The following is a 26,399-nucleotide window of genomic DNA, read 5'->3' on the forward strand; positions in this document are numbered from 1 at the left end:
ACCGCCCCCCCGGATACTGGGTACGTGCTGGATTGGGAGGGGCTGGATCCCGGCAAGGTCGAGCGCGTCGCGCAGATCCTCGTGCGCGACGCGTGCGGTGCGACCAGCATCGACGGCAGCGGCGGTGACCTCGCCCAGGACCTGCGCCGCGACAGCCCCGAGGGGCTGACCATTTTCGAGGTCAAGTCCTTCACCAAGCCGCTGACCAGCAGCCAGAAGCGCCAGATCACCCAGTCCTGCCAGCGCGCCGTGGACCTGCACAACCCGCGAAAGTGGGTGCTCGTCATCCCGCGCAACCCCACGCCGGCCGAGTACGCATGGTTCGAGGGTCTCCGCGGGAAGTTCCCCGGCGTCGAGCTGGAGTGGTACGGCCGCGACTGGCTCGACGGGCAGGTCGCCGGCCGGGAGAGCTTGATCGGCTACGTCGAGGGACCCGAGTACAAGCTCCTCCGTCGCGCACGACACCACGAGATGGAGCGCTCCGCGCTCACCTCCGGTGCCGACCTGACACAGCGGATGGACCGGCTGCTGCGGCTCGGGGAGGACATCTCGCCGTACTGGAAGTGGCACTTCGGCGATACCCCGTGGGGACCGGGCCAGATCCTCACTCCGCAGCGGCCCGAGGCGGCCAGCGAGGACCCGGTGGAGTTCACGCCGCTCTTCTCCTTCCCGGCTGATGACCCCGACGCGCAGCGCACGTCCGAGCATCTCGACCGAGTTCTGCGGCTCGGCGGCGATGTGGAGGTACCCGGGCGGTTCATCGAGGCAGTGCGGGTCGCCGCCGCCTCCGAGGCTACGCAGCGTCTGCTCGGCGAGCCCGTGCAGCAGGTGTCGCGCCTGCGGCTGATCAGCATCCCGGACACCTCCGGCCTGCCGATGCGCGGCTCCCTGGTCCTCGAGCGACCCGGTCGGGACGGCGGCCCGTCCGTGCCGTTCACCTTCACCGCACGCGTCGGCGGGTCGCACGGCCAGACCTTGACCGGCGTCGACTCAAGCGGGCTCCTCGAAGGCCAGTTCGAGATGGAGGCCAACGAGGACGATGTCAGCGGCCGACTCACGCTGAACCTCAAGCCGACGGCCGGGGCGCACCCTCACGAGGTGCTGCCCGCAGTTCGGCTCCTCGGGACCCTTCAGGCCGGAGACAACCTGCACTTCCGCGTCGGCCCGGTCACCCGTGCGACGTTCACCGTCGACGGAGGGGGACCCGAGGGCATGGCGTACCTGCACCACATCGTCGCCGCGCTCGAGCTCATGCAGGACCACCTAGGAACCCTCGTGCCCGTCCCGGCCGAGCCCCTGTCGGACGACGAGTTCCGCGACCTGATCGACGTCGCCCGAGCACTCACCGGGGAGCGCGCCCGACTCCGGTACACGGGGCTCGCCGTCGAGCTCCAGCCCGGGGCCATCCGCGACTTCCTCGGCTCGGTCCCGGATCAGCCCGGCGTCCTGTACGGCACGGAGAACGCTGTCGCCGTCACGCTCGACGGCGTCCGCTACGACGTCCCCGGGCTGGCCATCTGGGCGCCGAACGTCGTCCTCACCAACCGCGCGGAGATCGAGGCCGCCGCTCACGGTGGCGCCGCGGTGGTCGCCACCTTCGCCAGCCAGGAGGACGCCGGCATTTTCCTGATCCGCGCGGTCGAGGATCCCGGCCCGCAGTACCGCATCCTCGACGTGGGCTGATCCCCGACCCCTTGCACCACGGCATTGCTGTGGCACGAGCAACTTCCGGCAGACACAACGATTGGCGCGAGCAACGCGTGACGGTTCACGCAGCGATTGGCACCGACGCAAGACTCGACGTGAGCAACTTCCGAACGCCGGCAGCGCCGCCGTCCCGTCCGGCGAACTATGTCCAGCGGCCGAAGACGTACACCCACCCTGGTCTCATATCTCCTATGGCCAGTCCCCGCTCCGGTCCCCATGTGGACCCTGGAGATGCCGCTGTCCTAGATGCATACGCGCAGCTTATTGACGACGCTTTGAATGCGTTCTGGTCTTGGATGGAGGACACCCGCTGGCGGCCGGCCGAGCGATCGCCGTACGAGTACGAGAAACGACTCCTGAGCCGCCGGTACGGGCCAGGAGGCCCATGGGACGGAAGCGATGCGACAAGGGCTCTCGCGATTTCGAGCCCCTTCCTAAGTTTGGCCGCGCAGTACCTGGGAGGCGTTCGGGGACTCTTGTTGAGCCGGCACGTCATCGCGCCGTTGGCGCCGCTGGTGCGCGCCTCCTTCGAGGCGTGCTGCCGTATCGCCTAGGTGCTCGAGCCGCTGCCACCAGCGACCGTCCGGCGAGAAGCAATGTTGCCGGTTCGTATCCGGGCAGCGCGCGTTGCGCGGTGCAAGTGGAGGACGTAACTCGGACGAAGCCCGTGTCACTCAGCCTCGGTTACGACAGTGCCCCTAAGTGGGGCGCCGCTCTTAGGACGCTGCGCGAGTCACCCTGCCCGCCAAGTTCTACCCGAGCGAAATCGAGGAGCTTCCTAACGGAGAGTTGGTGTTCGTCGGCCAGCGGCTCCCCGGCCTCCGAGCAGGCCCTTGCGTATGAGAGGACCTTCGGCGTGCATTGGAAGGCCGGCGGCGCACACGATTGGTTGAGCAACGCCAGCCACCCTACTCCGTCTGCGCTGGCGGAACTGACTGAGGTCACGGCGACCGGTGCCCCTCGCTTCGAGATTGGGGACGCGACATACCCGGCCCGGCTGGCGTATCTGGCCCTGGTCTCGTTCCTGCACTGCTGGGACCACATTGCCGAGTTCATCGCCGTGACACACGACGACGTTCAGCCCCTACTCGACCGCGTCGACGCCCAATCGACGTGACTGTGTGAGGCGATTCGACAGTCAAGTTGATGCCGGCGCCTCGTCCAGTGTGCAGTTCTCCATCCACCGGGCCAGCAGGCTGAGTGCCGCCAACTGCTCCAGCCCTTCCTGCTCGGTCATCTCGACGGTCGTGTGGACCGCCGGGTTGCGAATCAACAGCTGCACGCCGGGTGCGTACTGCCGCAGGCCGTCGTTCATCGTCTTCACGGTCTGATCCGTCGGCGGCCCTGGCCAGCGCAGGCGCGGCTTCCCGGGCTCGGGAGCGTCTTTCGAGAAGACCTGCTGCCATAGCGACGTCTCCGCCACGTCGTTCCGACCGGTCACCACCTTCACCTGGCCAATCAACGCCTCGCACGCGCCGGTGACGGCCTGACGGATGTGGCCGTCGAGCCACAGCCGTCGTGCAGCTCCCCAGACCAACGGGTGCATCCCGGCAGGACCAGTGCGGGGCGGAGCTTCTGACTGAGCGCGGAGCATCATCGCGTCGAGCCGACCCAGAATGGAATCGCAGGCAGTAAAGACGTCGTCGGGCTCCAGGAGCGGCTTCGGCTGCGTCATGTTCAGCCATGCCGCAATGGGGTCGATCAGGCCGTGTCCGTGGGCGTGGATGAACGCGTTGGTCAGCTTCGTTGCCTCGCTGGCGCGGCCCGCGGCACGCGAGACGCGAGACTTTCGCCGCTTGATCTCCTGTGGGTCGGATGCCTCCCGCGGGACCACGGAGGGCGCGACGCCGCGGGCCGTCCTCGTGCCGAACTCGGTGTACAGCTCGAGTAGGTCGGACAGCGCGTCCCGGAAGTCCGTCACCGCCTCGGCCAAAGCCTTCAGATAGTTTGGGTCCCGTTCTGCCTCCACCCCGCCAGCGTAAGGACGGCCGCCGTGGTGGCCGATGCGACATTCACGCGCCGCCCCAACCGGTGGGACTCCACCGGCTCGCGGCGTCGACAGCTCCGCATCGACGCGACTTATCGGCCTGGACGAAGAACCGACGCGACGCCGAGGAGAGCGGCGCCAGCTACAAGTCTCCCCGCGACCGACAACCGCGCCTCGTCGTGGTGTCGATCCCGGCGGCAACAGCGCGTCGACTGCAGCGGATCGCCGGAAGGGCGCTGCCGCGTTCCTGCCGGGATGCGCCTTCGGCACACCCTGGGGCCCCCGTCGATCCAGAACACGCCTGCGGCGCCGTCGAGGCCGCTCCCCTCAAGGCCGTCGGTCGTCGTCTCGGCCGTCACCTCCCCGTGTCGGGTTACCGGGCGGAGCGGTTGGTCTGACGCTGTCGCCGAGACGCCCTCGTGCGGCGGCGCACACTGGCTCGGGCAGCCGGCGGCGGCGCGATGCGCCGCCCCACCGCCTTGAAAACCGAGCGTCCGCCCGGCGTACGCGCGAAAGCCACCACAGCGTTGAGCGTGATGGCGACCAAGACCACGGCAAGCCCGGCCACGGCCAACGCAGTCGGCAACTCGCGGAGGCTGGCTACCAGCGCGACGAGCACGCAGCCTCGTCCGGCCATACCCGCTCCCTTGACCATGGACTCCGTCCCCTCATCTCGACGCTGCGCCCAGCCGACCAGCCGAGTAGTGGGAATGGCAGTGGGTACAGCGGGAATGTGGCCGCGACCGTTACGCATGAGCTGGGCGACGCGCACGCCGTTGAGGAGTACTGGATCCGGCTCGTCAAGCCCTCGCTCATCGCCGCCCACAAGGCAACAGGCCGGGGACCCTCCGCCCGGGCAGCACTGATGCAGTTGGCTGAGGAACCCGCCTTCCTCGCGATGTCGACGCGCCGCGCCGGTGAGGAGCGGGGCCGAGCCGTCCGCGACTGGCTCGTCGCGACGGTGGCGGAGGTGAGGGCACGGACGACGGACCCGGCCTCGCAGGACGCCCTCGATGACTGGGTGACCTACGTGGCAACCGGTACGAAGCTTCGCGACGTCCCTATCGCGAGCGGACGCCAAGACCGGGGTGACACGATCGACGAGATCCGCTACCGCATGGGCTTGTACAAGGTGTCGCCGGCGCACGCGTCGTACGCCGCGGTGGAAGCACTCGTCGCCGCCGTGACGGCCTCGTCGACGGTCGACCTTGACGACCCCGCCATCGCCGCTGCCAGCACGTTCGCGCGGGCGCGTCCGCTGCTCCAGAAGCCCACACTCGAGCGGACTCTCCTCCTGCAGCTGATCGGCCTGCCCGATGAGCCGGTACCGGTGGCGGCCTTCGAGGCACTGGAGACCCGAGGTCCCTTGCTGGCGGACGTGCGGGCGGCAGTGCGCCAGACCGGGAGACCCATCCTGCAGGCCTCCCGCGCGCTCGAATCCCTGGGGATGCTCGAAACGCGGCGCGACTACGACGAGCGGACCGTGAAGCTGAGAGGGCCTGTCCGTCTTCTCGCGAACAGCCTGTTCGCCCCAACGGAGCTCGCGCAGTCACGATTCTCAGGCCTGCGCTGGCTGCTGCGGGTCGCGCCGGAGTCGCCAGAGGACCCGGCCGAGTGGGGAACGTGGGCCTGGCTGCTTCCCCACGTCATCGCGCTCGTCAACGATGCCGAGCTGGAGGAACGGCCCAAGAAGCATTTCGACCCCATCGGACAACTTGCGAATCTCGCGAGCGTGTATGCGCGGTTCAAGGTGATGGACTCGGACCTATCAACGCGCCTCGGACGTCGAGCGGTGAGACTGCTGCAACTCGCGGATATCCCCGATCCGGAGACGTACTCTGCGACGCTCGTCAACTTGTCGGCGGTGGCGAGTCCTGCTGAACGTGTCGAACTAACCGCGGCCGCACTCGAGGAACGGAAGCGAACGCTTGCCCGCGATGATCCGGTTCTCATCGGAACGCACCTCGCCGAGGCGAATGCACTGGAACGAGACGGCCAGTGGGACGAGGCTGAGGCGAAGTTCGACTGGCTCGTCCGCGAAATCGAGCAGGTTCACGCCGAAGTGATGAACGACTACGCGATGTTCCTCCGCGACCAGCATGAACGCGTACCTGATCGCGGTTACGCAGAGCAAGCTGAGGAGTTTCTTTAGCCGGGCGTGCTCGTCGCTGCGGCCATGGGCGCACGGCTGGTTCAGAGCACACCTCAACTGGGCCAAGGCTCAGGTGACGGTCGGGAAAGTAGTTGAGGCGGAACGACGGACGCGCCAGTTGCTCGAGGAAACGCGTCACCGTTTCGGCCCGGATTCGGCAGAGGTGCTCGAGGTCCTCGACACGCTTCTCGACGTGGCGGATGTCAGCCGTCCTCCCGACCGAGAAGACCTCCTCGACGAGGCGTTCCGGATCGATGATCAGATCATGATCGCCAGGGGCGACTACGAGAGCGCGCGCGCGTAACGCGCGGACGGACGACCGCAGGTCCACACCCGCTTACGCGCGCAGTGCCCCAGCCGCTACACGCGTCCGGCCTCCGCGGACACCTCGAATATGGTCTGCGAGGCGACAAGCTGAGCTCGCTTCCTTTTGAGCAACAGCACCAGTTCGTCGGTGTCGACGAGACCTTCGATCTCGCGACGGGTGACGACAATGATCTCCCGGTTCTGCGCAAGTGCCTCAGCAAGGACGCGGTGAGCATTGAGGCGCTTCTCCGGGTCGCCCGTGATCCCGGCCGCCGCTACGAAGATCCCCATGGGACGTCCCCGGCTGATGAGCTTGCGGTCGAACACCATGAGCTCGTCGCTGCCGACTGCGGTGCGCCAGTTCTTGCACTCGACGAGGAGGATGTGATCGAAGAGTCGTAGGCCCGCCGGATCGCAGTCGTTCCAGAAGGCGACGTCGATCTCCTCCGAGTGGAATGCATTGAGGACGTTGCGCGCCGACAGGACGACACCGGGCACCGAGCCGAAGACATGCACGATGACTTCTTCAAGCGCCCGGCCGCGCTCGGTCGTTGTCGTCGCCGCATCCCCCGCAGCGAGAAGGGCCGCGACGTGCCCGCGATCGATGGCCGTCATCGAGCCGGCAACCCGTGGACCGCACGATTGCGCAAGTGTTGGATGACGCCGGCGAAGCTCGTGGACTGCAACTGCTCAAGCAGGTCTCGAAGCGAAATCGCAAGGACGGGAAACCACTCTGCTGCGGTGTCCCCTCGCAGGGCGTCGGCCGACGACTCGGTGAGGTAGACGAGCAGTCCGAGACGCGCACTGTGCTGGGCCGCGAGCGCGGCGTGGAGTTGGCGGACGGCGTCTTGGACCAGTCCGGGTTTGATCTCGACGACCAGAGGGTTCGCGCCGATCGACGCCAGGTCGTCGGACCACACGCCAATGTCCCAGCCCCTGTCATGCAAGTCGGCTTCCACAGCGACTGCACCCGTGCCGTTGATGGCCTCCAGGAGCAGTTCCACTGCGCCGCGCCCGCTCAGGTCTTCTGATTCGAGTCGGTGGACGAGGCGCTCGGCGGTGCCCGCATCGAGCGCGCGTCCTGTCGCGGGCGGCCGTGGGTGAACGCCGCGTGGCTCGCGTCGAGCCACCTCCTGAACAGCCGCGACGACGGGCTCCGGATCGTCGAGCCGCGTCTGGACGACGACGACGCTGCCAAGGTCCACGGGCAGGGCCACGTCAGGGTCCGCGACCATCAGCACCTGCTTGCCGAGCGCTGTCGCCATGCCGGCCTCAAAGACGGGGGTTAGGGACGCCCGGCTCGTCAGCACGACGAGCACGAGGTCCGCAGCATCAATCGCCGACCGCACGGTCTCGATGAGGTCGGCGCCGAGGACCGCGGTGTCGGATGTCACGTACGCGTCGACGCCCGCCCGCCGCAAACCGTCCAACAGCGGCCCGAGCGAGGTGTCGTAGGGCGCGGAGACGAACACACGCGGTCCGGGCGTAGTCCTCGCGGTCATCCAGAAGCGCCTCCTTGCAATGGGGAGCCGTCATCGTCGCAGGCCGGTCCCCGAACGCTGGGACCGCCGCCCTCGGCGTCAAGCCCTCTCCCCCGGATGATCGTTCGCTCCCTCCGGGCCGCTCCACTGCGAACCATCACCGCCCCGACGGCATGGACCCCGAGCCTCCGCGGCGGTGGCCGGCGCGCCCGTAGGCGGCAGGGCCAGAGAGGCCCGCCGCCACCACCGGGGACCGAAGGGACGCCCACCATGGCAATGACGACGAGGAGCCGGAGGCCGCTCACCGAGGACGAGACCAGACAGCGTCGCGAGGCGAAGCGGGAACGGCTCGCGGCCCTGCACGAGCGGTTCACAGCACAGCTCGCCGAGCTCACCGAGGGAGACCAGTGGCGGGCGATGCTCGAGGTGGCCGCCCGCTTCCACCGCTACAGCTTCCGCAACGTGCTCTTGATCCACGCCCAGCGGCCGGACGCGACCCGTGTCGCCGGGTACCGGACCTGGCAGGCGTTCGGCCGGCAGGTGAGGAGGGGAGAGCGAGGGATCCAGATCCTCGCACCGGTCACCTACGGCGTCCGCGGCGACGAGAAACGCGGCGAGGCGACGCCGGAGACCGACGACCGACGCCGCCAAGTTCGCAGCTTCACCGTCGAGCACGTGTGGGATGTCAGCCAGACCGACGGCGAGCCGCTGCCGGACGTGCGGCCGGTCTTTCTGGAGGGCCATGGTGTGAGCCGCCTCTGGGAGGCGACGGGTGAGCGGGTGCGGGCGGCCGGCTACGAGCTGAAGCGAGGGCGGCGCACGAACGCCGCGGCGAACGGCGAGACCGATCCGAAGACGAGGACGGTGACCGTCCGGTTGGACCTCCGTGACAGGCAAGCCCTCAAGACCCAGCCCCACGAGCTCGCCCACACCGAGCTCGGCCACGTCGACGATGTGCTCTCGTACGTCACCTGCCGCGGCCGGTGTGAGGTCGAGCCCCGACCGAAGGGCCTTCGGACCGGAGACAGGCCCACGTGCTCGCAACGACAGTCCAGCGCGCGAGGACCCCGCGCCGTACAGCTCCATCGACTTCACACACGAATGTGTCAAGACGCCGCCGCCCGGCAGCAGGAGTGTCCGCTCCGTTCTCATCGCCCGCAGCCCTATCAAGATCGCAACCGATCACACCTCTTGCACCTCGGGTCTCGGGACTCGTTGTGGCGGGTTACTGCAGGCTGCTGTGCACGGTCGTCGTCATGGGAAACAGCGGAAGCCCGTACCGGGCTCGGCGCCAGAAGCGGGAGCAGCGACGGCGCCAGCAGGCACAGCGCACGGCAACGAAGAAGGCCCAATTGCCGGAGCCCAGCTCCGGCGTCGAAGGACGAGACCGCCGGACGGCGGCGACGGCCTGCGGGTGGTGCGGTGAGCCGGTCACTCCGCGCAGCCGGGGGCCGATCCCCAAGTGGTGCTCCGCAACCTGCCGGCACCGGGCTTGGGAGCAGGCCAGGGCCGCTGCCTCCGGTCTGTCTGCAGTGGAGCTCGTAGAGCGGCGCGTCGAAGTCCAGGTGCCGCTGGCGCCCACCCGCCGCGACTGGCCCAGGCTGCTGGTCGAGCTCGCCGACCAGCTGAACGACGGGCGGGTCTACGACCGGGACCTGCCCGCCCTGGCGCGGGCACTTCAGCCGGTACTGGAGGCATACCGGAGACGCGCCCACCTCACCGGCGTCCTCGACGTCCGCTGAGCTTGAGGCTCCAGAAGTTCTTCAGTTGGCACGAGGCCGCGCTCAAGTCTCCAGTCGCGCACGGCAACGGCCGCATCCTCGGCTGGAGACGGACTGGGGACGTTCGGCAGGCAGCTCCACCACCGTCGTACTGCAACCTCCATAGGCAGTAATTGATCCAGGAGATCTCGACATGGGTGATCCGCAGCCGCTCCGCGACGTCATGGCCGCCGGTCGGCTTCTCCTCACGCCCGAGGAGGCGGCGGAGGTCCTCCGCATCGGTCGCACGACGGTGTACGCGCTCATGAAGTGCGGGGATCTGCGGCCCGTGCACATCGGCCGCAGCTGCCGGATCTCCCAGGCAGAACTCGACCGCTACGTCCGCCGGCTCGAGGCTTCCCCGTCCCGTCCACATCCTTCGCCGGACGCCGCGTGAGTCCACAGCGCGCCTGCCCGTTACGTGGCTGCTCCGCGAGACTGTCCCTTCGGATGAGCGCCGAGGGGTAGCCGATGGCGGGACGGGCGTCGAACGGCGAGTCGACGATCTACAAGGGCGCCGACGGGCGCTGGCACGGCTATGTCTCCGTCGGGTTCACGCTCGACGGCAGGCTCGACCGCCGGCACGTCAGCAGCAAGAGCCGCGGAGTCGTGGTCGCGAAGGTCCGGGAGCTCGAGCGCAAGCGCGACTCCGGGACGGTCGGCGAGACGTCGACCCCGACCGTCGCCGAGTGGCTGGAGCACTGGCTGACGACCATTGCCCCGCGCCGCGTGCGTCAGCGCACCCTCGAGAGCTACGAGTCCGCGATCCGGAGGCACCTGATCCCCGGCATCGGGCGCCACCGCATCGACCGGCTGCGGCCCGAGCACCTCGACCAGCTGTACACGGCCCTGCTCGACGCCGGCTACTCCCCCGCCTCCGTCCTGCGCTACCACCGCATCCTCTCGCGGGCACTCACCGTCGCCGTTCAACGCGGGCACGTCCCGCGCAACGTCGCTGCGCTCGTCGACCCACCCGCCCAGCGCCCGAGCGACCTCGCCACCGCGCTGAACATCGACGAGGCCCGCGCCGTCCTCGAAGCCGCAGCCCGCGTCCGGAACTCCGCCCGCTGGACCGTCGCCCTCGCCCTCGGCCTGCGCCAGTCTGAGGCCCTGGCGCTGCAGTGGAAGGACGTCGACCTGCTCGCCAACACCCTCACGGTGCGGCGCAGCATCCACCGCGTCCGCGGCGGCGGGCTCATCTACGAGCAGCCCAAGAGCAAGCGCAGCCACCGGACCCTCGCCCTGCCCCTCCCCCTGGTCGCCGAGCTACACCGGCACAAGGCCGCCCAGCTCGGCGAGCGGTTGCTGGCCGGCTCCGAGTGGCACGACGAGGACCTGGTCTTCGCCCAGCCCAACGGCCGGCCGATCGACAAGAAGACCGACTACGACGACTGGACGCGTCTGCTGCACCAGGCCGGCGTCCGCCACGTCCGGCTGCACGACGGGCGGCACACCGCCGCCACCCTGCTGCTGAGCGAGAACGTGCACCCCCGGGTCGTCATGGAGCTGCTCGGCCACAGCCAGATGCGCACCACGATGGACATCTACAGCCACGTCATGCCAGCCCTTGCCCGCAAGGCCGCCGACCGCATGGGCTCCGTCCCGCTCATGAGGCCGGCGTCAACTGCAACCACGACTGCAACCAGAGACGACTCAGGCCGTCCTCCCGAGGGAGAACGGCCTGGTCGGAGGGGTGGAGCTGAGGGGACTCGAACCCCTGACCCCCACACTGCCAGTGTGGTGCGCTACCAGCTGCGCCACAGCCCCGCACGGCCCGGTCCGGTACGTTCCGGGCCGTCGACAACTGTACAGGGCGGCGTCGGCCGGCCGGCGCAGGGGTGGCGAGCGGGTGTCAGCCCTTCATCTGCGCGATGCGGATGTGGTTGCCGAACGGGTCGCGCAGGCCGAAGTCGATGCCGTAGGGCTGCTCGACCGGCTCCTCGGCGACGTCCACGCCCTTCTCCTTGAGGTCGGCGTAGGTCTTGTGCGCGTCGTCGCAGCGGAAGAAGAGGTGGCCGCCGGTGCTGCCCTTGCTGAGGAGGTCGCGCACCTGCGCCGCGGTCTCCTGGCTCATCGAGGGCGGGCCGGGGATCTCGAGCAGGATGCCGCGGTCGTCGCCGGGCACCTGGACGGTGAGCCAGCGCATGAAGCCCAGGTCGACGTCCTCCCGGACCTCCAAGCCGAGCTTGCCGACGTAAAAGTCCAGCGCCTTGTCCTGGTCGGTGACGTAGATCTGCGAGGTGCCGAGGGAGTTCAACATGCGCAGAACGCTAGGACCGGCGGCTGACCTCAGGCTTCTCCAAAACTGCTCGGTCTGGTCCACGCCATCGCGAAGCAGGACGGCACCGGCGGCAGCGGCCCGCGCGCCCGGTACGCGCTCGGCGGCTCCCCCACGACGTCGCGGAACACCCGGCTGAACGTGCCGAGGCTGGAGAAGCCGACGTCCATGCAGATGTCGGTGACGCTCCTGTCGGTGGCGCGCAGCAGCCACATGGCCCGCTCCACCCTCCGGCGCTGCAGGTAGCGGTTCGGCGTCTCGCCGAACGTGGCCCGGAACGTACGGATGAAGTGCGCCTCGGAGACGCACGCGATGCGCGCCAGCGTGGGGACGTCGAGCGGCTCGGCGTACGCCCGGTCCATGGCGTCGCGGGCGCGCAGCAGCCGGCGGTTCTGCTCCTCGGCCGCCCTGCTCACGGGCGGTATTCGATCAGACGTGGACGCCGCGCTCGGCCAGCCAGTCGATCGGGTCGATCCGCTCGCCCTCGATGCCGCCCTGGTGCACCTCGAAGTGCAGGTGCGGGCCGGTGGACTGGCCGCGGTTGCCCAGCTTGGCGATCTCCTGGCCGGCCTCCACGTAGTCACCGACCGAGACCGAGATCGAGTCCATGTGGCCGTAGACGGTGACGTCGCCGTTCTCGTGGAGGATGTAGACGGCGAGCCCGAACCCGCTGGCCGAGCCGGCCCGCAGCACGACGCCGTCCATCGCCGCGTACTCGGGGGTGCGCATGGGCGCGGCCAGGTCGATGCCGTAGTGGAAGGTCCCCCACCGGGAGCCGAACCCGCTGGTGAGACGGGCGCCGTCGACCGGCAGCACCGCCTTGGGCCGGGCGGCCTCGATCGCGGCGGCCTCGGCCTCGGCGCGCGCGGCGCGCGAGGCGGCGACCTCCTGCAGCCGCGCTTGCGCCTCGGCCTCGGTGATCGAGGCCATCGGCATGACCTCGAGGTCCTCCTCGCCGGTCGCCAGCAGCGCCTGCTGGGCATCCACCACCGAGGTCGCGTCGGCGGAGGCCGGCGTGAAGCCCTGGAAGGTGACGACGCCCGCGCCCACGCCGCCGGCGATCAGCGCGGCGAGCAGCAGCACCGGGCGGCGCGGCAGGCGCCCTCCCGGGCGGCGGTGAGGGGCGGCGGGCACGCGGTGGGACGAGGTCCGGGCCGGCCTCTCGAGGAGGTCGGCGTCGAAGGTCCGAGTGCCCATGCCTGCCCGTGCACCTGCCCCGTCTCGGAGGAAGCGGCCCGTGACGGGCCCGATTCGGTCGGTGCACATACAAACACCGTGTGACCAATCCGTAACCCCCCGTGCGGCGTGTCGAGCCGAACACGCCGTGTGAACGGTCTCACGAATCCCACCGATGGCATTTCTCGGCGAGCCCCTGCCGTTCACCTGCCGTTTCCCCTGCCCCTAGGGTGGGCACAGAGGCCGTCCGGCGTGAAGTCGTCCGCGCCGCCTGCCGGTCCACCTATGCAGGACCACCGTGTCGGGCCTGATCGCGGATGGCCGTCGGCCGGGCGTGCCTCCCCGGCACGACCGGTCGCAGCTGCCGCCTCCCCAGGGCCGACCCGAGCTCGAGGAGGTTGCCGTGACGCATGCCGGACGCATGCTCGATCCCACCCCAGCCTCCGCCGATGTCACGACCTCCCCTGACGTCGCCCCCCGGAACGTCGTCTCCACGGCGCTACCGCTGACCGAGGAGGGTCTCGGGCGGTTCGACGGCCGTCTGCAGGTGCCGACCTACGACCGCTCCTCCCTCGTGCCCTCCGTCGTGCACATCAGCGTCGGAGGGTTCCACCGCGCCCACCAGCTGCTGTACTTCGACGAGCTCGCCGAGCAGCGCATCAGCACCGGGTGGGGGGTCACCGGCGTCGGGCTGCACCACCGCCGCATGCACGACGCGCTCGCCCCCCAGGACTTCCTCTACACCGTCGTGGAGCGCAGCCCCGACGGCGAGCGCGCCCGGGTGGTCGGCGTCATGACCGACTACCTGTTCGCCCCCGACGACCCCGAGCGCGTGCTGCGCCGGCTGACCGATCCGCGCACGCGCATGGTGAGCATGACCATCACCGGCGCCGGCTACCGGCTCGACCCCTCGACCGGTGCCTTCGACGTCGACGACGCCGACGTCCTCGGCGACCTGCGCACGCCGGGGAGCCCGCGCACGGTCGTGGGCTTCCTCGTCGAGGCCCTCGACCGCCGGCGCCGTGCCGGCACCGAGCCGTTCACCGTCGTCTCCTGCGACAACGTGCACCGCAACGGCGAGGCCGCCCGGGCCATGATCACCGGCTTCGCCCGGATGCGCGACGAGGTGCTCGCCCGCTGGATCGGCGACCGCGTCGCCTTCCCGAGCAGCATGGTGGACCGGATCACGCCGCACACGTCGCCGGAGGAGCGGGCCGCGGTCGCGCAGCGGTACGGCGTCGACGACCGCTGGCCGGTGATCACCGAGCCGTTCTCCCAGTGGGTCATCGAGGACACCTTCTGCAACGGCCGGCCCCCGCTGGACGAGGTCGGCGTCCGCTTCGTCGCGGACGTGTCGAGCTACGAGCTGATGAAGACGCGGCTGCTCAACGCCGGGCACTGCGCGCTCGGCTATCTCGGCACCCTGGCCGGCCACACCCGGCTGGACGAGCTGATGGCCGAGCGGCTCTTCCGCCGTTACCTGGAGCGGCTGCTCGACCGGGAGATCACCCCGCTGCTGCCGCAGCCGGACGGCATCGACCTGACCGACTACAAGCGCGCCCTGCGCCGCCGCTTCGCCAACCCGGCGATCGCCGACGGGCTCCCCCGGCTCTGCCGCCGGGGATCGACGAAGATGCCGCACCACCTGCTGCCCTCGCTGCGCGAGGCGCTGGACCAGGAGCGGCCGACCGAGCTGCTCACGCTGGCGGTCGCCGCCTGGTTCCGCTACCTGCAGGGGCGGGACGACGACGGGCGCCCGGTGGTCGTCGACGACGCGATGGCCGAGCGGCTGCAGCACCTGGCCCGCGCGGGCGGCGCCGATCCCCGGCCGCTGTTGTCCGAGCGGGGCGTCTTCGGCGACCTCGGCGACCGGCCCGCCTTCGTGCGGGACCTCGCCGGTGCGCTGACCCGTTTGCAGCGGGACGGCGCCCGCGCGACGCTCGCCGCCCTGCTGCCCACCGATCGAGGGGAGACCACCCTGTGACCACCCGCCCGCCCGGCCTCGACCCCGTCGAGGTGGTGCTCTGCGACGCCGACGGCAACCTGTTCCCCTCCGAGGAACCGGCGTTCGACGCCTCGGCCGAGGTGACCAACCGGCTGCTCGCCGACCTCGGCGACCCCCGGCGCTTCACCGGGGAGGAGCTGCGGCGGGCGTTCACGGGCATGACGTTCCGGGCCACGGCGGCCCGGCTGGTCGCCGAGGTGGGCGCGGACGTCGACCTGTCCCCGTGGGTCGCCGAGGAGAAGCGCGCGGTCACCGACCACCTCGCGCGGACGTTGCGCCCGCACGCCGCCACCACCGCGGCGCTGCAGGCGCTGGCCGGCCGGCTGCGGCTGGCCGTCGTCAGCTCCAGCGCGCTGTCCCGCCTCGACGCCTGCTTCACCGCCACCGGGCTGGACGACCTCCTGCCGCCGTCGGTGCGATTCAGCGCCGAGGACTCGCTGCCCACCCCGACCAGCAAGCCCGACCCGGCCGTCTACGTGCACGCCTGCCAGGCCCTCGGCATCGCCCCCGAGGCCGGCCTGGCCGTCGAGGACTCGGTGGCCGGCGTGCGGTCCGCGGTCGCCGCCGGCTGCCCCGTCGTCGGCAACCTGCTGTTCGTGCCGGCCGACGAGCGGGCCGCGCGCGCCGCCGCCCTGCGCGACGCCGGCGCGCTCGCCGTCGTCGGCTCGTGGGCGGAGGTCGTGGCCCTGGTGCTGCCGGCCGCCGCCGACGAGCCCGAGCTGCTGGGAGCCGCCCGGTGAACATCGTCCACGTCGCCTTCCGCGGCCACTTCTCCGACAGCCCCCGGGCGATCTACGAGGCGCTCCTCGAGCGGGGCACCGATGCCACGCACACCTGGCTGTCCGCGCCGCACACGCGGAGCACCTTCCCCGACGGCGTCCGCACCGTGGAGTTCGGCAGCCCCGAGTGCATCGCCGCGCTGGAGGCCGCCGACCTCGTGGTCTCCAACGACCACATCCCGCTGGACTGGGAGAAGCGGCCCGGGGCGACCTACCTGCAGACCTGGCACGGCACCCCGCTCAAGCGGATCCACAACGACGTGTTCTGGGCGCCGGAGGGCCGGCTGGCCTACCTCGACCAGGACATCGCCCGCTGGGACCACCTGCTCTCGCCCAACCCGGCCAGCACCCCCCGGCTGCGCGGCGCCTTCGGCTACCGCGGCCCGGTGCACGAGACCGGCTACCCCCGCAACGACCTGCTCAGCAGCCCGCGGCGGGACGAGGTCCGGGCGAAGGTGCGGGCCGACCTCGGCATCGCCGACGGGCAGACGGCGGTGCTCTACACCCCCACCTGGCGGGACGACCTGGTGTTCGAGAAGGCCGGCGACCGGGACTTCGAGTTCCCGATCGACATCGACGCCTTCACCGAACGCCTCGGCCGCGACCACGTGCTGCTGCTGCGGCTGCACAACATGGTGATGGACCGGCTGGAGGTCGTGGAGGGCTCCGCCGTCCGCGACGCGTGCAGCCACCCCGACATCGCCGACCTGTACCTGGCCGCCGACGTCATGGTCACCGACTACTCGTCGACCATGTTCGACTTCGCCATCACCGGCAAGCCGATGCTGTTCTTCACCTACGACCTGGACCGCTACCGCGACCAGCTGCGCGGCTTCTACTTCGACCTCGAGGAGGTCGCGCCCGGTCCCCTGGTGCACACCAGCGCGGAGCTGGTCGACGCCCTCGCCGACCTGGACGCCGTCCGCGCGGCCTCGGCCGAGCGCTACGCCCGGTTCCGGGAGACCTTCTCCCTGCTCGAGGACGGCCACGCCACCGACCGCGTCCTCGACCTGCTCGCCCCCGCCCTCGACCCCTCGCGCGCACACGCCGCGCCCGCACAGGACAGGAGATGACCATGCGGACCTCCGACCGCCGCCTCACCCCGCTCCCCCGGGCGGCCGAGCCGACGCCGGCGAACACCACCGTGCCGCAGGTCCAGGTCGTCATCCTGGCCGCCGGCATGGGCACCCGCCTCGGGCGCTCGACGCCCAAGCCGCTCACCCCGCTGCACGACGGGCGGACGATCCTGCAGCGCCAGGTGGACAACCTGCGCGCGGTGCTCGGCCGGGACGCCGACATCACCGTCGTCGTCGGCTACGAGTGCGCCACCGTCATGGCCGCCGCGCCCGACCTCCGGTTCGCCTACAACCCCGACTTCGAGCAGACCAACACCTCCAAGAGCCTGCTCACCGGCCTCGCCCGCACCCGCGAGGGCGGGGTGCTCTGGCTGAACGGGGACGTGGTGTTCGAGCCCGCCGTCCTCGAGCAGGCGATGGACCACCTGCGGGCCGACCAGAGCTTCGTCTGCGTCGACACCGCCGTCGTCGGGGACGAGGAGGTCAAGTACACCCTCGACGAGGACGGCGCGATCGCCGAGCTGTCGAAGACCGTCGTCGGCGGCCTCGGCGAGGCCGTGGGCATCAACTACGTGTCGGCCGACGACAAGCCCGTCCTGCTCGAGCACCTCGACGCCTGCGCCGCGAACGACTACTTCGAGCGGGGCATCGAGACGGCGATCGCCGAGCGCGGCCTGCGGTTCCGGCCGCTGGACATCTCGGCCACCCCCGCGGTGGAGGTCGACTTCGAGACCGACCTCGAGCGGGCCAACGCCCTCGTCGTCTCCCGCGCGCTGGCCGGCGACGGCGCGGCCGTCGCCGGCTGACCGACGCCGCCGCTGCCGGTCAGCCGACCGGCAGCGGACCCGCGCCGTCGGGCAGCGGGTCGGTGCGGGCCGGGTCGCGGTAGCGCCGGGCCGCGACCACACCGCCCACCACGAGGCCGGCGCCGAGCGCGACGAGGACGGCCACGGCGGACCGGGCGAGCCACTGCGGCCCGTTCGACAGAACGTTGGCCGTCCAGAGGACATCCACGTCCGGCAGGCCCTGGATGAGCAGCAGCCAGCCCATGAGCACGGCCATGAGCCCGGTCATGACGCCGTGGCCGCGCAGCGCCGCCCGCGCACCGAGCACGGCGACCGCCAGCACGAAGACCACCGGCAGCAGCGCGGAGACGACCGCCCCGGTGTGCGTCCCCAGCGACGCCGGCGGCGCGGGGGTCGCCGCCGCGTGCCACAGCGCGGCGGCCGCCCCGACGACGAGCAGCCCGCCCAGCGGCCGCGGGGAACGGCCCAGGGCCCCGGCGAGCACCCCGGCCAGCGCGAGCAGCGCGTAGACCGGCCAGATCACCGCCGGCGAGGGCGGCGGGCTCCAGGTGAGCTCCCCGGCGACGGTGACCTCGTCGCCGCCGTGGACCATCGGGATCTCCCACTGGAACACCCTGTGCGTGCGCGTGGGGTCGGCCGCGACCGCCGGCGGCAGCTGCCCCTCGCTCATCCAGTGGGTGCGGTGGTCGTGCCAGACGTACTCCGGCTGCGTCGACACCTGCTCCCAGTCCGGCTCGGCCGACGGGTCGGCGTTCCGCGGCAGCGTCACGCGCCCGAAGCGGTCCAGGTTGATGTAGGTCGCCGGGCTGTTGGCGTTGCGCCAGACCCCCTCGGGTCCGATGCGCAGGTACGGCTCCTCGGAGTACCCGGGCACCAGCACGTCGGTGTTCGTGCCGTTGACCAGCTCGAACTCGTCACCGAAGGAGAGCACCCGGACGTCGACCCCGGGCATCTCCGGCGTGACGGCGAGCACCCGGCCGTCGTAGTCGCTGCCGGCGGCCCCGCCGCCGACGTGCGCCCGCACCGGGCCCGCCACGAGCAGCGCGGCCAGCGCCCCGAGGAGGACGACGAGCAGCCGCCTCACGAGCCCGCCACGGTGGCGAGGTCCTCGGCGATGTCGCGCGGGGTGTTGCCCGCGTCGAAGGCCACGCGCGCCACGTCGTCGTCGCCGTAGAGGAGCAGCAGCGACGAGTGCACCCGGCCCTGCTCCTCGGCCAGCGGCACCCCGGCCGACAGCTGCGCCTGGTCGATCGCCTCCTGCTCGCCGGTCAGCCCGATGAACTGGGTGGGCAGGTCGGCGTCGAAGCGGTCCAGGTACTCCCCCAGCACCGCCGGGGTGTCGGTCGCCGGGTCGGTGGTGACGAACACGACCTGCACCTGCTCGGCCAGCGCCGGGTCGACGTCGCGCAGGGCGACGGCGATGTCGGCCATCGTCGTCGGGCAGACGTCGGGGCAGTTCGTGTAGCCGAAGAACAGCAGCGTCGGCCGGCCCGCGGTGGCGGCGGTGAAGTCGTAGGCGGCCCCGCTCGCGTCGGTGAGCGTGAACGTGGGCTTCTGGTAGGGCGGGTCGAGGTCGACGCCGGCGTAGTCGCCGCGCGGCCCGGAGGCCTCGGCCGGGGCGCCGCCGTGCTCGTGCGCCGCCCCCGCCTGGGACACCTCGGTGCCGCCGGACTCCCCCGACCCGCCGCAGCCGGCCAGCAGGAGCCCTGCCGCGAGCAGGACGGCGAGCCGGCCGCGGACGGAGGAGGTCACGAGGACACGGTACGTCGGCGGTTCAGCACCGCCAGGACGACGCCCGCGACGGCGACCACCAGCGCCAGGATGGAGAGGAACAGCGCCAGCCCGGCCGGCTCGTTCGCCGTCTCGTGCTCCGAGGACGACGAGGCGGTGTCGGTCGCGGTCTGGCCGCTGTCGTGCGAGGCGGAGCCGTCGGCGGCGGCCAGCGTCAGCACCGGCGCCGGGCTCTCCAGCTCGGCCTGCCCCTCGACGGTCGGCTCGATCCACGCCGACTCCGAGCCGTCGCTGTAGGTCTGCACGGTGGCGAAGGTCAGCGAGTCGGCCTCGGGGAAGCGGCCGAGGGACAGCGCGAACTCCTGGAACTCACCGGGCCCGATCCCCTCCCCCGGCTCGGCCGCGAACTCGACCACCGACACGGCCTCGCTGATCTGCCCGCCGTGCCCGTCGTCGATCGGCGGGTCGAGCTGGGTGCGGGTCAGCGTCGCCGTCCAGCCCGGCACCGGCTGGGTGCTGACGAACGCGAACGGGGTGTCGGTGGGCAGCTGGATGCGCAGCCGGACCGTGCTGGCCGTGTCGCTCTCGTTGGGCACGCGGAAGACGACCTTGCCGAACCCGCCGGCGGCGGCGTCCGGGGAGGACACGGTGACGTGCGCGGAGGCCACGCCGGTGCCCAGGAGGAGCAGCCCGAGGAGGGCCGCCAGGACGGTGCCGAGCCGGCGGACCGCGGAGGACGTGGACACAGGTCTCCTGTTCATCGAGGGATCGGGGGTCAGCGGACCGGGAAGTCCGTGCTGGCGGTGTAGGCGGTGAACTCGTCCGTGCGGACGGTCACGGTGAGGGTCCAGGTGCCGTCGGAGGGGATCTGCATGCCGTCGCCGACGTAGTGGCCGGGCCCGGCCGGCTCGAGCACCACGTCGAGCGGCCCGATCTGCTGCGCGGACTCGGTGAGCGCCACCGTGATCGACGCCGGCTGGACCAGCTGACCGGCGTCGTCGAAGAGGTAGACGTGCAGCGTGTTCGCGCCCGGCCGGGCCGGGTCGACCGAGACCTGAACGGTCCCGGCCTCCCCGGTCGCCCCCTGCAGCGGCAGGGTGACGTCGACCGGCTGGGCGACGGCCTGGGCGGCCGGCGGCGTGCCGACCAGCACGGAGGTCACCCCGAGGACGGCGACGGCGAGCACGAGCTCGACCAGCACCGAGCGCCGGAACGACGGCAGGTCCTCGGCGGCCGAGTCGGCCCGCGCGCGCGTGCGCTCGGCGACGGCGGGGTCGTCGTCCAGGGCCTCGGCGGCGAAGGCGTGCGCGGTCACCCGGCGCCGCGGCCCTTCGACCCCGAGGTGCTGCTGCACCCACACGCGGGACACCCCGGCGACGGCCAGGATCACGGCGACCAGCAGCAGCTTGGCCACGAGCAGCCAGCCGTACGTCGTCTCGACCAGCGCGGCCGGGGAACCGACCTCGCGCACCGACTGCACGATGCCGGTGACGACGAGCGCGACCACCGAGCCGAAAGCCAGCCGGGAGAACCGGGGCAGCGCGGCGGCGAGCTCCTCGGCGGGCAGGTCCGGCCGGACCACGCCGGCCAGCAGGCCGGTCAGCCCGCCGAGCCACACCGCCATCGCGGCGACGTGCACGGCGGTGACCGGCAGCGCGAGACCGGGCCACGCGCCGGCGACGGGGTGCCCGACGGCGGCGGTGGTGACCACCAGCCCCACCGCGGCGACGGCCGGCGCGGCGAGCGCCCACCCGGCCGGCGGCGTGCCGCGCCGCCAGTTCCGGGCCAGCGCGGCGAGCAGGTACAGCGCCAGCAGCGCCCGGACCACGAGGACGACGCCGTAGCCGCTGCCCGCCGTGGTGCCCAGGAGCGCCGGGTCGAGGGTCGAGCCGAGGCCGGCGCCGGCGGCGTACGGGCCCTGCAGCGCGAAGCCCGCCAGCGCGCCGACGGCGACCGCCACGGCGCCGCCCTCGGCCAGCCGGCGCAGCCGCACCGACGACCAGCCCGCCGGCCAGCAGACGAGGACGAGCACCGGGACGCCGACGGCTAGGGCGATGCCGGCGAAGCCCAGCCACCGGGCCACCGGCAGCGCGGCCGCCACGCCGGGATCGGTCGTGTCGCCGGTCTCGCCGGGCGTCGCCGCGATGAGCTCGCCCTCCCCGACGACGAAGGAGAACGCCCCGGAGATGGGGTGCGAGTCGGCCGAGATGACCCGGTAGGTGACCAGGTAGCCGCCGTCGGGCAGGTCGCCGCGCAGAGGCACCGTGACGACGTCGCCGGAGACCGTGGGCTCCCCGGTGTCGACGCGGGCGTTGTCGGCGTCGAGCACCCGCGCGTACCCGGCCCCCACCGAGACGCCCTCGGTGAAGGTCAGCGTGACCTCCTCGGGAGCGGCGTCCAGCTCGGCGCCCGACTCCGGGGTGGTCGACACCAGCTCGGCGTGCGCCGCGGCCGGCCCGGCGAGGACGACGCCGGCGACCAGCCAGCCGCCGACCAGGGCCAGCAGCAGCGCGACCGCGCGCCTCACGCGACCACCCGGCCGCGCACCGGCGCGCCGGCCGCCCGGCGCCGGCGGCCCCGCCAGGCCATGCCGCTGACCAGCAGCACCCCGGCCAGCAGCAGCAGGTGCGCGACCGCCCGGTCGGCGTGCACGTGGCCGGCGCCGAGGTCGCGCACCGTGACGACGGTGAGCAGCGCGCCGAAGGTGCCGAGGAACGGCAGCGCCCCCGCCGCCAGCCGCGGCGAGGCGGCCACGGCGAGGAAGGCGGCGGCCACCCCCAGGTTCCACGCCCCGGTCTCGTGCGCCATGTGCACCGGCGCGCTCATCGCCCCGCTGCCCCCGGAGAGGGACGGCCAGGCGAGGCCGGCCTGCGCGACCCCGACCGCCAGCAGCGCCAGCCGCAGGGCGGTCGCGACCAGCCGCGACCGGGCGGCCACCCGCGCGTCCGGCAGCTCGCGGGGCAGCGCGGCCAGGACGCGCGCGGTGAGATCGGGCACATCGGGGGCCGGGGCGAGCCGCACCCGCCGGGTCACGGCCGCGGCGTCGTCGGCCCAGGCGGCGCACCCCGGGCACCCGGCGAGGTGCTCGTCGAGCGCCTGACCCGGCAGTTCGAGGGGCTCGCCGTCGAGCCGGGCGGAGACCGCCTCGCGGTAGGCAGGGCACTGCATGCACCAGTAGTCGTCCCGGCACGGCGTGGGGTTCCCGTCCGCCGCGGATCCGGGGAACGAAGATGGGGACGTGGACGAGCTGGAGCGGATCGCGGCCGACGCCGCCGACGGCGATCCGGTCGCCGCGGCCGCGCTCGTGCGCGCCACCCAGTCCGACGTCTGGCGGCTGTGCGCGGCACTGGGCGATCCGCAGGCCGCCGACGACCTGACGCAGGAGACCTTCCTGCGCGCGTTCGGCTCGCTGCACCGCTTCGAGGGCCGCTCCTCGCTGCGCACCTGGCTGCTGGCGATCGCCCGGCGGGTGTGCGCCGACGCCGTCCGCTCCCGGCGCCGGCGCCGGCTGACCCTCGTGCGGGAGGACGCCGAGCTGGAGGCGCTGCTCCCCGGGGACGGCGCCGACCGGGTCGGCGAGGGCGCCGTCGTCACCGACCTGCTCTCCCGGCTCGACGCCGACCGCCGCGAGGCCTTCGCGCTCACCCAGCTGCTCGGGCTGTCCTACGCCGAGGCGGCCGAGGTCGCGGGCTGCCCGCTCGGCACGATCCGCTCCCGCGTGGCCCGCGCCCGCGCCGACCTGGTGGACGGGCTGGTCGAGCAGGATGCCGAGGGGGACGACGCCGCGCGCGGGTGATTCCGGCGGGCAGGTGAACGACGGGTGAACGGTGGGCACCTATGCTCCCCGAGGCCGCGAACCGCCAGGCCGGCGGTCGGTGGCCCACCCCGACCGCCATCCCCGGAGCCCCGCGTGCCCTTCAGCCTGTCGCCCAAGGACTCGAGCTTCTACCCGCTCTTCACCGCCTCGGCGGAGAACCTCGTCGCGGCGACGAACGTCCTGTCCGAGTTCGTCCACGACCACGCCCGCCGGACCGAGCTCGCCGAGCAGCTGCGCGAGCTCGAGCACACCGGCGACCAGTCGACCCACGCGATCTTCCGGCAGCTGAACACCAGCTTCGTGACGCCGTTCGACCGCGAGGACATCTACAACCTCGCCAGCGACCTCGACGACGTCATGGACTTCGTCGAGGCCGCCGCCGACCTGGTGATCCTCACCGGCCTCGGCACGCTGCCGCCGGAGATGAGCCAGCAGACCGCGCTGCTGCAGCGCGCGGCGCAGACCACCGCGGAGGCGATGCCGCGGCTGCGCACCATGAAGGACCTCTCCGACTACTGGATCGAGGTCAACCGCATCGAGAACGAGGCGGACAAGCTCTACCGCCGGCTGATCTCCCGGCTCTACAGCGGCGAGTTCGACGCCTTGGAGATCCTCAAGCTCAAGGAGGTCGCCGACCAGCTCGAGGAGGCCGCCGACGCCTTCGAGCACGTCGCCAACGTGGTCGAGACGATCGCCGTCAAGGAGTCCTGACCGCCGTGGACGCGGCCTTCGTCGCGCTCGTCGTCATCATCGTGGTGGCGCTGGCCTTCGACTACACCAACGGCTTCCACGACGCGGCCAACGCGATCGCCGTCGCCGTCTCCACCAAGGCGCTCACCCCGCGGGTCGCCCTGGCCCTCGCCGCGGTGATGAACCTGGTCGGCGCGCTGCTCTCGACCGAGGTCGCCAAGACCGTCGGGGCGGGGATCATCGACGCGCCGCAGGGCACCGAGGGGCTGGAGATCGTCTTCGCGGCCCTCATCGGGGCCATCACCTGGAACCTGATCACCTGGTGGTTCGGGCTGCCGTCGTCCTCGTCGCACGCGCTGATCGGCGGCCTGGTCGGCGCCGCGATCGCCGCCGCGCACACGGTGCAGTGGGTCGGGGTCTTCGACAAGGTCGTCATCCCGATGATCGTCTCGCCGATGGTCGGCTTCGGGCTGGGCTACCTGTTCATGCTGCTGATCCTGTGGCTGTTCAGGAACGCCAACGTCACGAGGGCCAACCGGGGCTTCAAGACCGCGCAGATCTTCAGCTCGGCGACCATGGCGCTCGGCCACGGCATGCAGGACGCCCAGAAGACGATGGGCATCATGACGCTGGCGCTGTACACCGCCGGCGAGATCGACGACTTCACCGTGCCGTTCTGGGTGGTGCTCGCGGCGGCGGCGGCGATCAGCGCCGGCACCTACGCGGGCGGCTTCCGGATCATGCGCACGATGGGCCGGCGGATCATCCAGCTCACCCCGGCCGGCGGGTTCGCGGCGCAGACCGTCGCCTCCAGCGTCATGGTGACGACGGCGACGGTCTTCGCCGTCCCGGTGTCGACGACGCACATCACGACCACCTCGATCATGGGCGTCGGCGCGACCCGCCGGCTCTCCGCGGTCCGGTGGGGCGTGGCCGGCAACATCGTCGTCGCCTGGATCGTCACGCTGCCGGCGGCGGGGCTGGTGGCGGCGCTGGCGTACTGGGTCACCAACCTCTTCGTCGGCTGAGCCCGGCTGGCACGATCGGCCGGTGGCCGCCGCCGCCCGGAGCAGCCGGTCGCCCTCGGCACCGCCCGCGGTCGGTGGCTCATCGCGGTCACCGTGCTCGCCTCGGGCACGGCGTTCCTCGACGGCACCGGCGTCCAGGTGGCCCTGCCGCAGATCGGCCGGGAGCTCGGCGGCTCGCTCGGTGACCGGTAGGGACGGCGCAGGGCGTTCCTGCTGGGCGTCGGCTGGGTTCGCCGCCGCCTCGCTGCTGTGCGGGATCGCGCAGGCACCGGGACCGCTGGTCGCCGCCCGGGCGCTGCAGGGCGTGGGCCGCGCGCTGCTGGTCTGCGCCGCCCTGTTCGCGCTCGGCGGGGCGCTCTCGTGGCTCACCCTCCGTGCCGACGTCCTCGAGCCCGACCGCGGGTGATCCCACTCTCCGGGACCCCCGCTGGCCTTTGTCGATCGATCTGGTAGACATACGCCTCGTGACGGCGACGGCGGTGCTCCTCGTGGGGCGGATCCACGTCGACCTGTTGCGTGTCTGCACCGCGACCTGTCCGGGCTGCTGACTCCCCGCGCCTGACCGGCGCCTCCCATCCCCCGTCCCGCCGCGGAGCACGGCCGTGCCCGCGCGACCCCCGGAGTCCGCCCCGTGAAGTCCCTCGTCCTGCTCGCCCTGGTCGGCCTCGGCGCCCAGCTCGTCGACGGCAGCCTCGGCATGGCCTACGGCGTCACCTCGACGACGCTGCTGCTGGCCATCGGCACCAACCCCGCCGCCGCCTCGGCCACCGTGCACCTCGCCGAGATCGGCACCACGCTCGCCTCGGGCCTGTCCCACTGGAAGTTCGGCAACGTCGACTGGAAGGTCGTCCTCAAGGTCGGCGTCCCCGGCGCGATCGGCGCCTTCGCCGGCGCCACCGTGCTCTCCAACCTCTCCACCGAGGTCGCCGCCCCGGTGATGTCGCTGATCCTGCTGGCGCTCGGCGTCTACCTGCTGGTCCGCTTCACCCTGCGCGGCCTGGACCGGCGCAACCTGGGCAGGCCGCTGCGCAAGCGCTACCTGACCCCGCTCGGCCTGGTCGCCGGCTTCGTCGACTCCACCGGCGGTGGCGGCTGGGGCCCGGTCGGCACCCCGGCGCTGCTGGCCAGCGGCCGCATGGAGCCGCGCAAGGTGATCGGCTCGATCGACACCTCGGAGTTCCTGGTGGCGCTCGCCGCCAGCCTCGGCTTCCTGTTCGCGCTCGGCGACGAGGGCATCAACTTCACCTGGGTGGCCGGCCTGCTGCTCGGTGGGCTGATCGCCGCGCCGATCGCCGCCTGGCTGGTGCGGCACATCCCGCCGCGCCTGCTCGGCTCGCTGGTCGGCGGGATCATCGTGATCACCAACACCCGCACCCTGCTCAAGAGCGAGTGGATCGACGCCTCCGACCCGGTGCGCAACGTCGTCTACGCCGTCCTCTACGTCATCTGGGCCGCGGCGGTCGTGCACTCCTTCCGCGAGTACCGCAAGGACCGCGCGCTGGAGTCCGCCGACGCGGTGGCCGCGGAGGCCGAGCGCAACGTCGCCCGCGAGCAGGTGGCCGAGAACGCCCCCGAGGAGACGCTCCGCGCGGGCCGGCCCAGCGCCCCGCAGGGCTGAGG

General features: G+C 72.0%; 27 protein-coding genes, 1 tRNA gene and 1 pseudogene. 17 read left to right on the plus strand and 12 right to left on the minus strand.

The annotated features are described in order from the left end of the window. The first annotated feature begins 24 nt into the window (after window positions 1–24). Together ACI797_RS19170 and ACI797_RS19175 are read left to right on the plus strand one after the other, a co-directional pair. The gene (locus tag ACI797_RS19170) at window positions 25–1,683 is read left to right on the plus strand and encodes a hypothetical protein (RefSeq protein ID WP_456860396.1); all 1,659 of its coding nucleotides are present in this window, start codon (window positions 25–27) and stop codon (window positions 1,681–1,683) included. Between the two features lie 880 nt (window positions 1,684–2,563). Further along, window positions 2,564–2,824 (plus strand): hypothetical protein, encoded by a 261-nt coding sequence (locus ACI797_RS19175; RefSeq protein WP_456860398.1) that lies wholly within the window; start codon window positions 2,564–2,566, stop codon window positions 2,822–2,824. A gap of 21 nt (window positions 2,825–2,845) precedes the next feature. Here the strand turns inward: ACI797_RS19175 and ACI797_RS19180 are convergent, their stop codons facing one another. Beyond that, on the minus strand, window positions 2,846–3,676 hold the full coding sequence (locus ACI797_RS19180; RefSeq protein ID WP_456860400.1) for a TIGR02391 family protein: 831 nt from the start codon (window positions 3,674–3,676) through the stop codon (window positions 2,846–2,848). A 751-nt stretch (window positions 3,677–4,427) separates the two neighbouring features. Here ACI797_RS19180 and ACI797_RS19185 point away from each other — a divergent pair. Together ACI797_RS19185 and ACI797_RS19190 are read left to right on the plus strand one after the other, a co-directional pair. Next, on the plus strand, window positions 4,428–5,846 hold the full coding sequence (locus ACI797_RS19185) for a hypothetical protein (RefSeq protein ID WP_456860402.1): 1,419 nt from the start codon (window positions 4,428–4,430) through the stop codon (window positions 5,844–5,846). After that, complete coding sequence (locus ACI797_RS19190; RefSeq protein WP_456860404.1) at window positions 5,794–6,150, plus strand: hypothetical protein; 357 nt, start codon at window positions 5,794–5,796, stop codon at window positions 6,148–6,150. Before ACI797_RS19185 ends, ACI797_RS19190 begins: the two co-directional genes overlap by 53 nt. A gap of 56 nt (window positions 6,151–6,206) precedes the next feature. Here ACI797_RS19190 and ACI797_RS19195 read toward each other — a convergent pair whose 3' ends face one another. Both ACI797_RS19195 and ACI797_RS19200 read right to left on the minus strand, forming a co-directional pair. After that, a complete protein-coding gene (locus ACI797_RS19195) occupies window positions 6,207–6,767 on the minus strand; it encodes a hypothetical protein (RefSeq protein ID WP_456860406.1) in 561 nt (186 codons plus the stop codon). Further along, window positions 6,764–7,624: a hypothetical protein gene (locus ACI797_RS19200; RefSeq protein WP_456860408.1), complete on the minus strand. Its 861-nt coding sequence runs from the start codon at window positions 7,622–7,624 to the stop codon at window positions 6,764–6,766. The genes ACI797_RS19195 and ACI797_RS19200 overlap by 4 nt, the downstream gene beginning before the upstream one ends. A gap of 285 nt (window positions 7,625–7,909) precedes the next feature. On the opposite strand from ACI797_RS19200, the gene ACI797_RS19205 reads away from it, so the two are divergent. The 4 genes and pseudogenes from ACI797_RS19205 to ACI797_RS19220 form a co-directional block, all read left to right on the plus strand. Further along, entirely contained in the window at window positions 7,910–9,178 is a 1,269-nt protein-coding gene (locus ACI797_RS19205) for an ArdC family protein (protein WP_456860479.1), read from the plus strand. Then, a complete protein-coding gene (locus tag ACI797_RS19210; protein WP_456860410.1) occupies window positions 9,166–9,375 on the plus strand; it encodes a hypothetical protein in 210 nt (69 codons plus the stop codon). The genes ACI797_RS19205 and ACI797_RS19210 overlap by 13 nt, the downstream gene beginning before the upstream one ends. A 172-nt stretch (window positions 9,376–9,547) precedes the next feature. Further along, complete coding sequence (locus tag ACI797_RS19215; protein ID WP_456860412.1) at window positions 9,548–9,790, plus strand: helix-turn-helix domain-containing protein; 243 nt, start codon at window positions 9,548–9,550, stop codon at window positions 9,788–9,790. 74 nt (window positions 9,791–9,864) lie between these two features. Beyond that, window positions 9,865–10,890: pseudogene (locus tag ACI797_RS19220) on the plus strand (tyrosine-type recombinase/integrase); the annotation flags it as partial. Window positions 10,891–11,087: 197 nt separating this feature from the next. Here the strand turns inward: ACI797_RS19220 and ACI797_RS19225 are convergent. The 4 genes from ACI797_RS19225 to ACI797_RS19240 form a co-directional block, all read right to left on the minus strand. Next, window positions 11,088–11,160, minus strand: a tRNA-Ala gene (locus tag ACI797_RS19225). An 85-nt stretch (window positions 11,161–11,245) separates the two neighbouring features. Then, on the minus strand, window positions 11,246–11,653 hold the full coding sequence (locus ACI797_RS19230) for a VOC family protein (RefSeq protein WP_456860414.1): 408 nt from the start codon (window positions 11,651–11,653) through the stop codon (window positions 11,246–11,248). Between the two features lie 29 nt (window positions 11,654–11,682). Next, window positions 11,683–12,087 (minus strand): helix-turn-helix domain-containing protein, encoded by a 405-nt coding sequence (locus tag ACI797_RS19235; protein WP_456542882.1) that lies wholly within the window; start codon window positions 12,085–12,087, stop codon window positions 11,683–11,685. 13 nt (window positions 12,088–12,100) lie between these two features. After that, window positions 12,101–12,868, minus strand: a complete 768-nt coding sequence (locus ACI797_RS19240) for a M23 family metallopeptidase (RefSeq protein ID WP_456860416.1) — start codon at window positions 12,866–12,868, stop codon at window positions 12,101–12,103. Between the two features lie 382 nt (window positions 12,869–13,250). Between ACI797_RS19240 and ACI797_RS19245 the strand changes: the two genes are divergently transcribed. The 4 genes from ACI797_RS19245 to ACI797_RS19260 are packed head-to-tail and all read left to right on the plus strand — an operon-like array spanning window position 13,251 to window position 17,513. Continuing rightward, a complete protein-coding gene (locus ACI797_RS19245; protein ID WP_456860418.1) occupies window positions 13,251–14,831 on the plus strand; it encodes a mannitol dehydrogenase family protein in 1,581 nt (526 codons plus the stop codon). Further along, the gene (locus ACI797_RS19250) at window positions 14,828–15,592 is read left to right on the plus strand and encodes an HAD family hydrolase (RefSeq protein WP_456860419.1); all 765 of its coding nucleotides are present in this window, start codon (window positions 14,828–14,830) and stop codon (window positions 15,590–15,592) included. The genes ACI797_RS19245 and ACI797_RS19250 overlap by 4 nt, the downstream gene beginning before the upstream one ends. Then, on the plus strand, window positions 15,589–16,704 hold the full coding sequence (locus ACI797_RS19255; protein WP_456860421.1) for a CDP-glycerol glycerophosphotransferase family protein: 1,116 nt from the start codon (window positions 15,589–15,591) through the stop codon (window positions 16,702–16,704). Before ACI797_RS19250 ends, ACI797_RS19255 begins: the two co-directional genes overlap by 4 nt. 2 nt (window positions 16,705–16,706) lie before the next feature. Continuing rightward, window positions 16,707–17,513 carry a phosphocholine cytidylyltransferase family protein gene (locus ACI797_RS19260; protein WP_456860422.1) on the plus strand — a complete coding sequence of 269 codons (807 nt, stop codon included), beginning with the start codon at window positions 16,707–16,709 and terminating at the stop codon, window positions 17,511–17,513. A gap of 19 nt (window positions 17,514–17,532) precedes the next feature. Here the strand turns inward: ACI797_RS19260 and ACI797_RS19265 are convergent, their stop codons facing one another. The 5 genes from ACI797_RS19265 to ACI797_RS19285 are packed head-to-tail and all read right to left on the minus strand — an operon-like array spanning window position 17,533 to window position 22,412. Further along, window positions 17,533–18,597, minus strand: a complete 1,065-nt coding sequence (locus ACI797_RS19265; RefSeq protein ID WP_456860424.1) for a hypothetical protein — start codon at window positions 18,595–18,597, stop codon at window positions 17,533–17,535. Then, a complete protein-coding gene (locus tag ACI797_RS19270) occupies window positions 18,594–19,265 on the minus strand; it encodes an SCO family protein (RefSeq protein WP_456860426.1) in 672 nt (223 codons plus the stop codon). Before ACI797_RS19270 ends, ACI797_RS19265 begins: the two co-directional genes overlap by 4 nt. Continuing rightward, the gene (locus ACI797_RS19275; RefSeq protein ID WP_456860428.1) at window positions 19,262–19,990 is read right to left on the minus strand and encodes a YcnI family protein; all 729 of its coding nucleotides are present in this window, start codon (window positions 19,988–19,990) and stop codon (window positions 19,262–19,264) included. Before ACI797_RS19275 ends, ACI797_RS19270 begins: the two co-directional genes overlap by 4 nt. A gap of 29 nt (window positions 19,991–20,019) precedes the next feature. After that, window positions 20,020–21,771 (minus strand): copper resistance CopC/CopD family protein, encoded by a 1,752-nt coding sequence (locus ACI797_RS19280; RefSeq protein WP_456860430.1) that lies wholly within the window; start codon window positions 21,769–21,771, stop codon window positions 20,020–20,022. Then, complete coding sequence (locus tag ACI797_RS19285; protein WP_456860432.1) at window positions 21,768–22,412, minus strand: zf-HC2 domain-containing protein; 645 nt, start codon at window positions 22,410–22,412, stop codon at window positions 21,768–21,770. Before ACI797_RS19285 ends, ACI797_RS19280 begins: the two co-directional genes overlap by 4 nt. A 70-nt stretch (window positions 22,413–22,482) precedes the next feature. Here ACI797_RS19285 and ACI797_RS19290 point away from each other — a divergent pair, with 70 nt between their 5' ends. The 5 genes from ACI797_RS19290 (at window position 22,483) to ACI797_RS19310 (ending at window position 26,397) form a co-directional block, all read left to right on the plus strand. Beyond that, window positions 22,483–23,040 carry a sigma-70 family RNA polymerase sigma factor gene (locus ACI797_RS19290; RefSeq protein WP_456860434.1) on the plus strand — a complete coding sequence of 186 codons (558 nt, stop codon included), beginning with the start codon at window positions 22,483–22,485 and terminating at the stop codon, window positions 23,038–23,040. 114 nt (window positions 23,041–23,154) lie between these two features. Beyond that, the gene (locus tag ACI797_RS19295) at window positions 23,155–23,772 is read left to right on the plus strand and encodes a DUF47 domain-containing protein (protein WP_456539625.1); all 618 of its coding nucleotides are present in this window, start codon (window positions 23,155–23,157) and stop codon (window positions 23,770–23,772) included. 5 nt (window positions 23,773–23,777) lie between these two features. Then, window positions 23,778–24,779, plus strand: coding sequence for an anion permease (locus ACI797_RS19300; protein WP_456860436.1), 1,002 nt, complete (start codon window positions 23,778–23,780; stop codon window positions 24,777–24,779). 181 nt (window positions 24,780–24,960) lie between these two features. Next, the gene (locus tag ACI797_RS19305; protein ID WP_456860438.1) at window positions 24,961–25,185 is read left to right on the plus strand and encodes a hypothetical protein; all 225 of its coding nucleotides are present in this window, start codon (window positions 24,961–24,963) and stop codon (window positions 25,183–25,185) included. 225 nt (window positions 25,186–25,410) lie between these two features. Then, entirely contained in the window at window positions 25,411–26,397 is a 987-nt protein-coding gene (locus ACI797_RS19310; RefSeq protein ID WP_456860439.1) for a sulfite exporter TauE/SafE family protein, read from the plus strand. Window positions 26,398–26,399 lie beyond the last annotated feature (2 nt).

Source organism: Geodermatophilus sp. SYSU D00691 (assembly GCF_054050275.1).

What these genes read in the sequence shown, in the direction of transcription:
- ACI797_RS19260 (WP_456860422.1), top strand. Translation starts at nt 16,707, where the DNA reads ATGCGGACCTCCGACCGCCGCCTCACCCCGCTCCCCCGGGCGGCCGAG.
- ACI797_RS19215 (WP_456860412.1), top strand. Translation starts at nt 9,548, where the DNA reads ATGGGTGATCCGCAGCCGCTCCGCGACGTCATGGCCGCCGGTCGGCTT.
- ACI797_RS19195 (WP_456860406.1), bottom strand. Translation starts at nt 6,767, where the DNA reads ATGACGGCCATCGATCGCGGGCACGTCGCGGCCCTTCTCGCTGCGGGG.
- ACI797_RS19285 (WP_456860432.1), bottom strand. Translation starts at nt 22,412, where the DNA reads ATGCAGTGCCCTGCCTACCGCGAGGCGGTCTCCGCCCGGCTCGACGGC.
- ACI797_RS19205 (WP_456860479.1), top strand. Translation starts at nt 7,910, where the DNA reads ATGACGACGAGGAGCCGGAGGCCGCTCACCGAGGACGAGACCAGACAG.
- ACI797_RS19240 (WP_456860416.1), bottom strand. Translation starts at nt 12,868, where the DNA reads ATGGGCACTCGGACCTTCGACGCCGACCTCCTCGAGAGGCCGGCCCGG.
- ACI797_RS19230 (WP_456860414.1), bottom strand. Translation starts at nt 11,653, where the DNA reads ATGTTGAACTCCCTCGGCACCTCGCAGATCTACGTCACCGACCAGGAC.
- ACI797_RS19190 (WP_456860404.1), top strand. Translation starts at nt 5,794, where the DNA reads ATGAACGCGTACCTGATCGCGGTTACGCAGAGCAAGCTGAGGAGTTTC.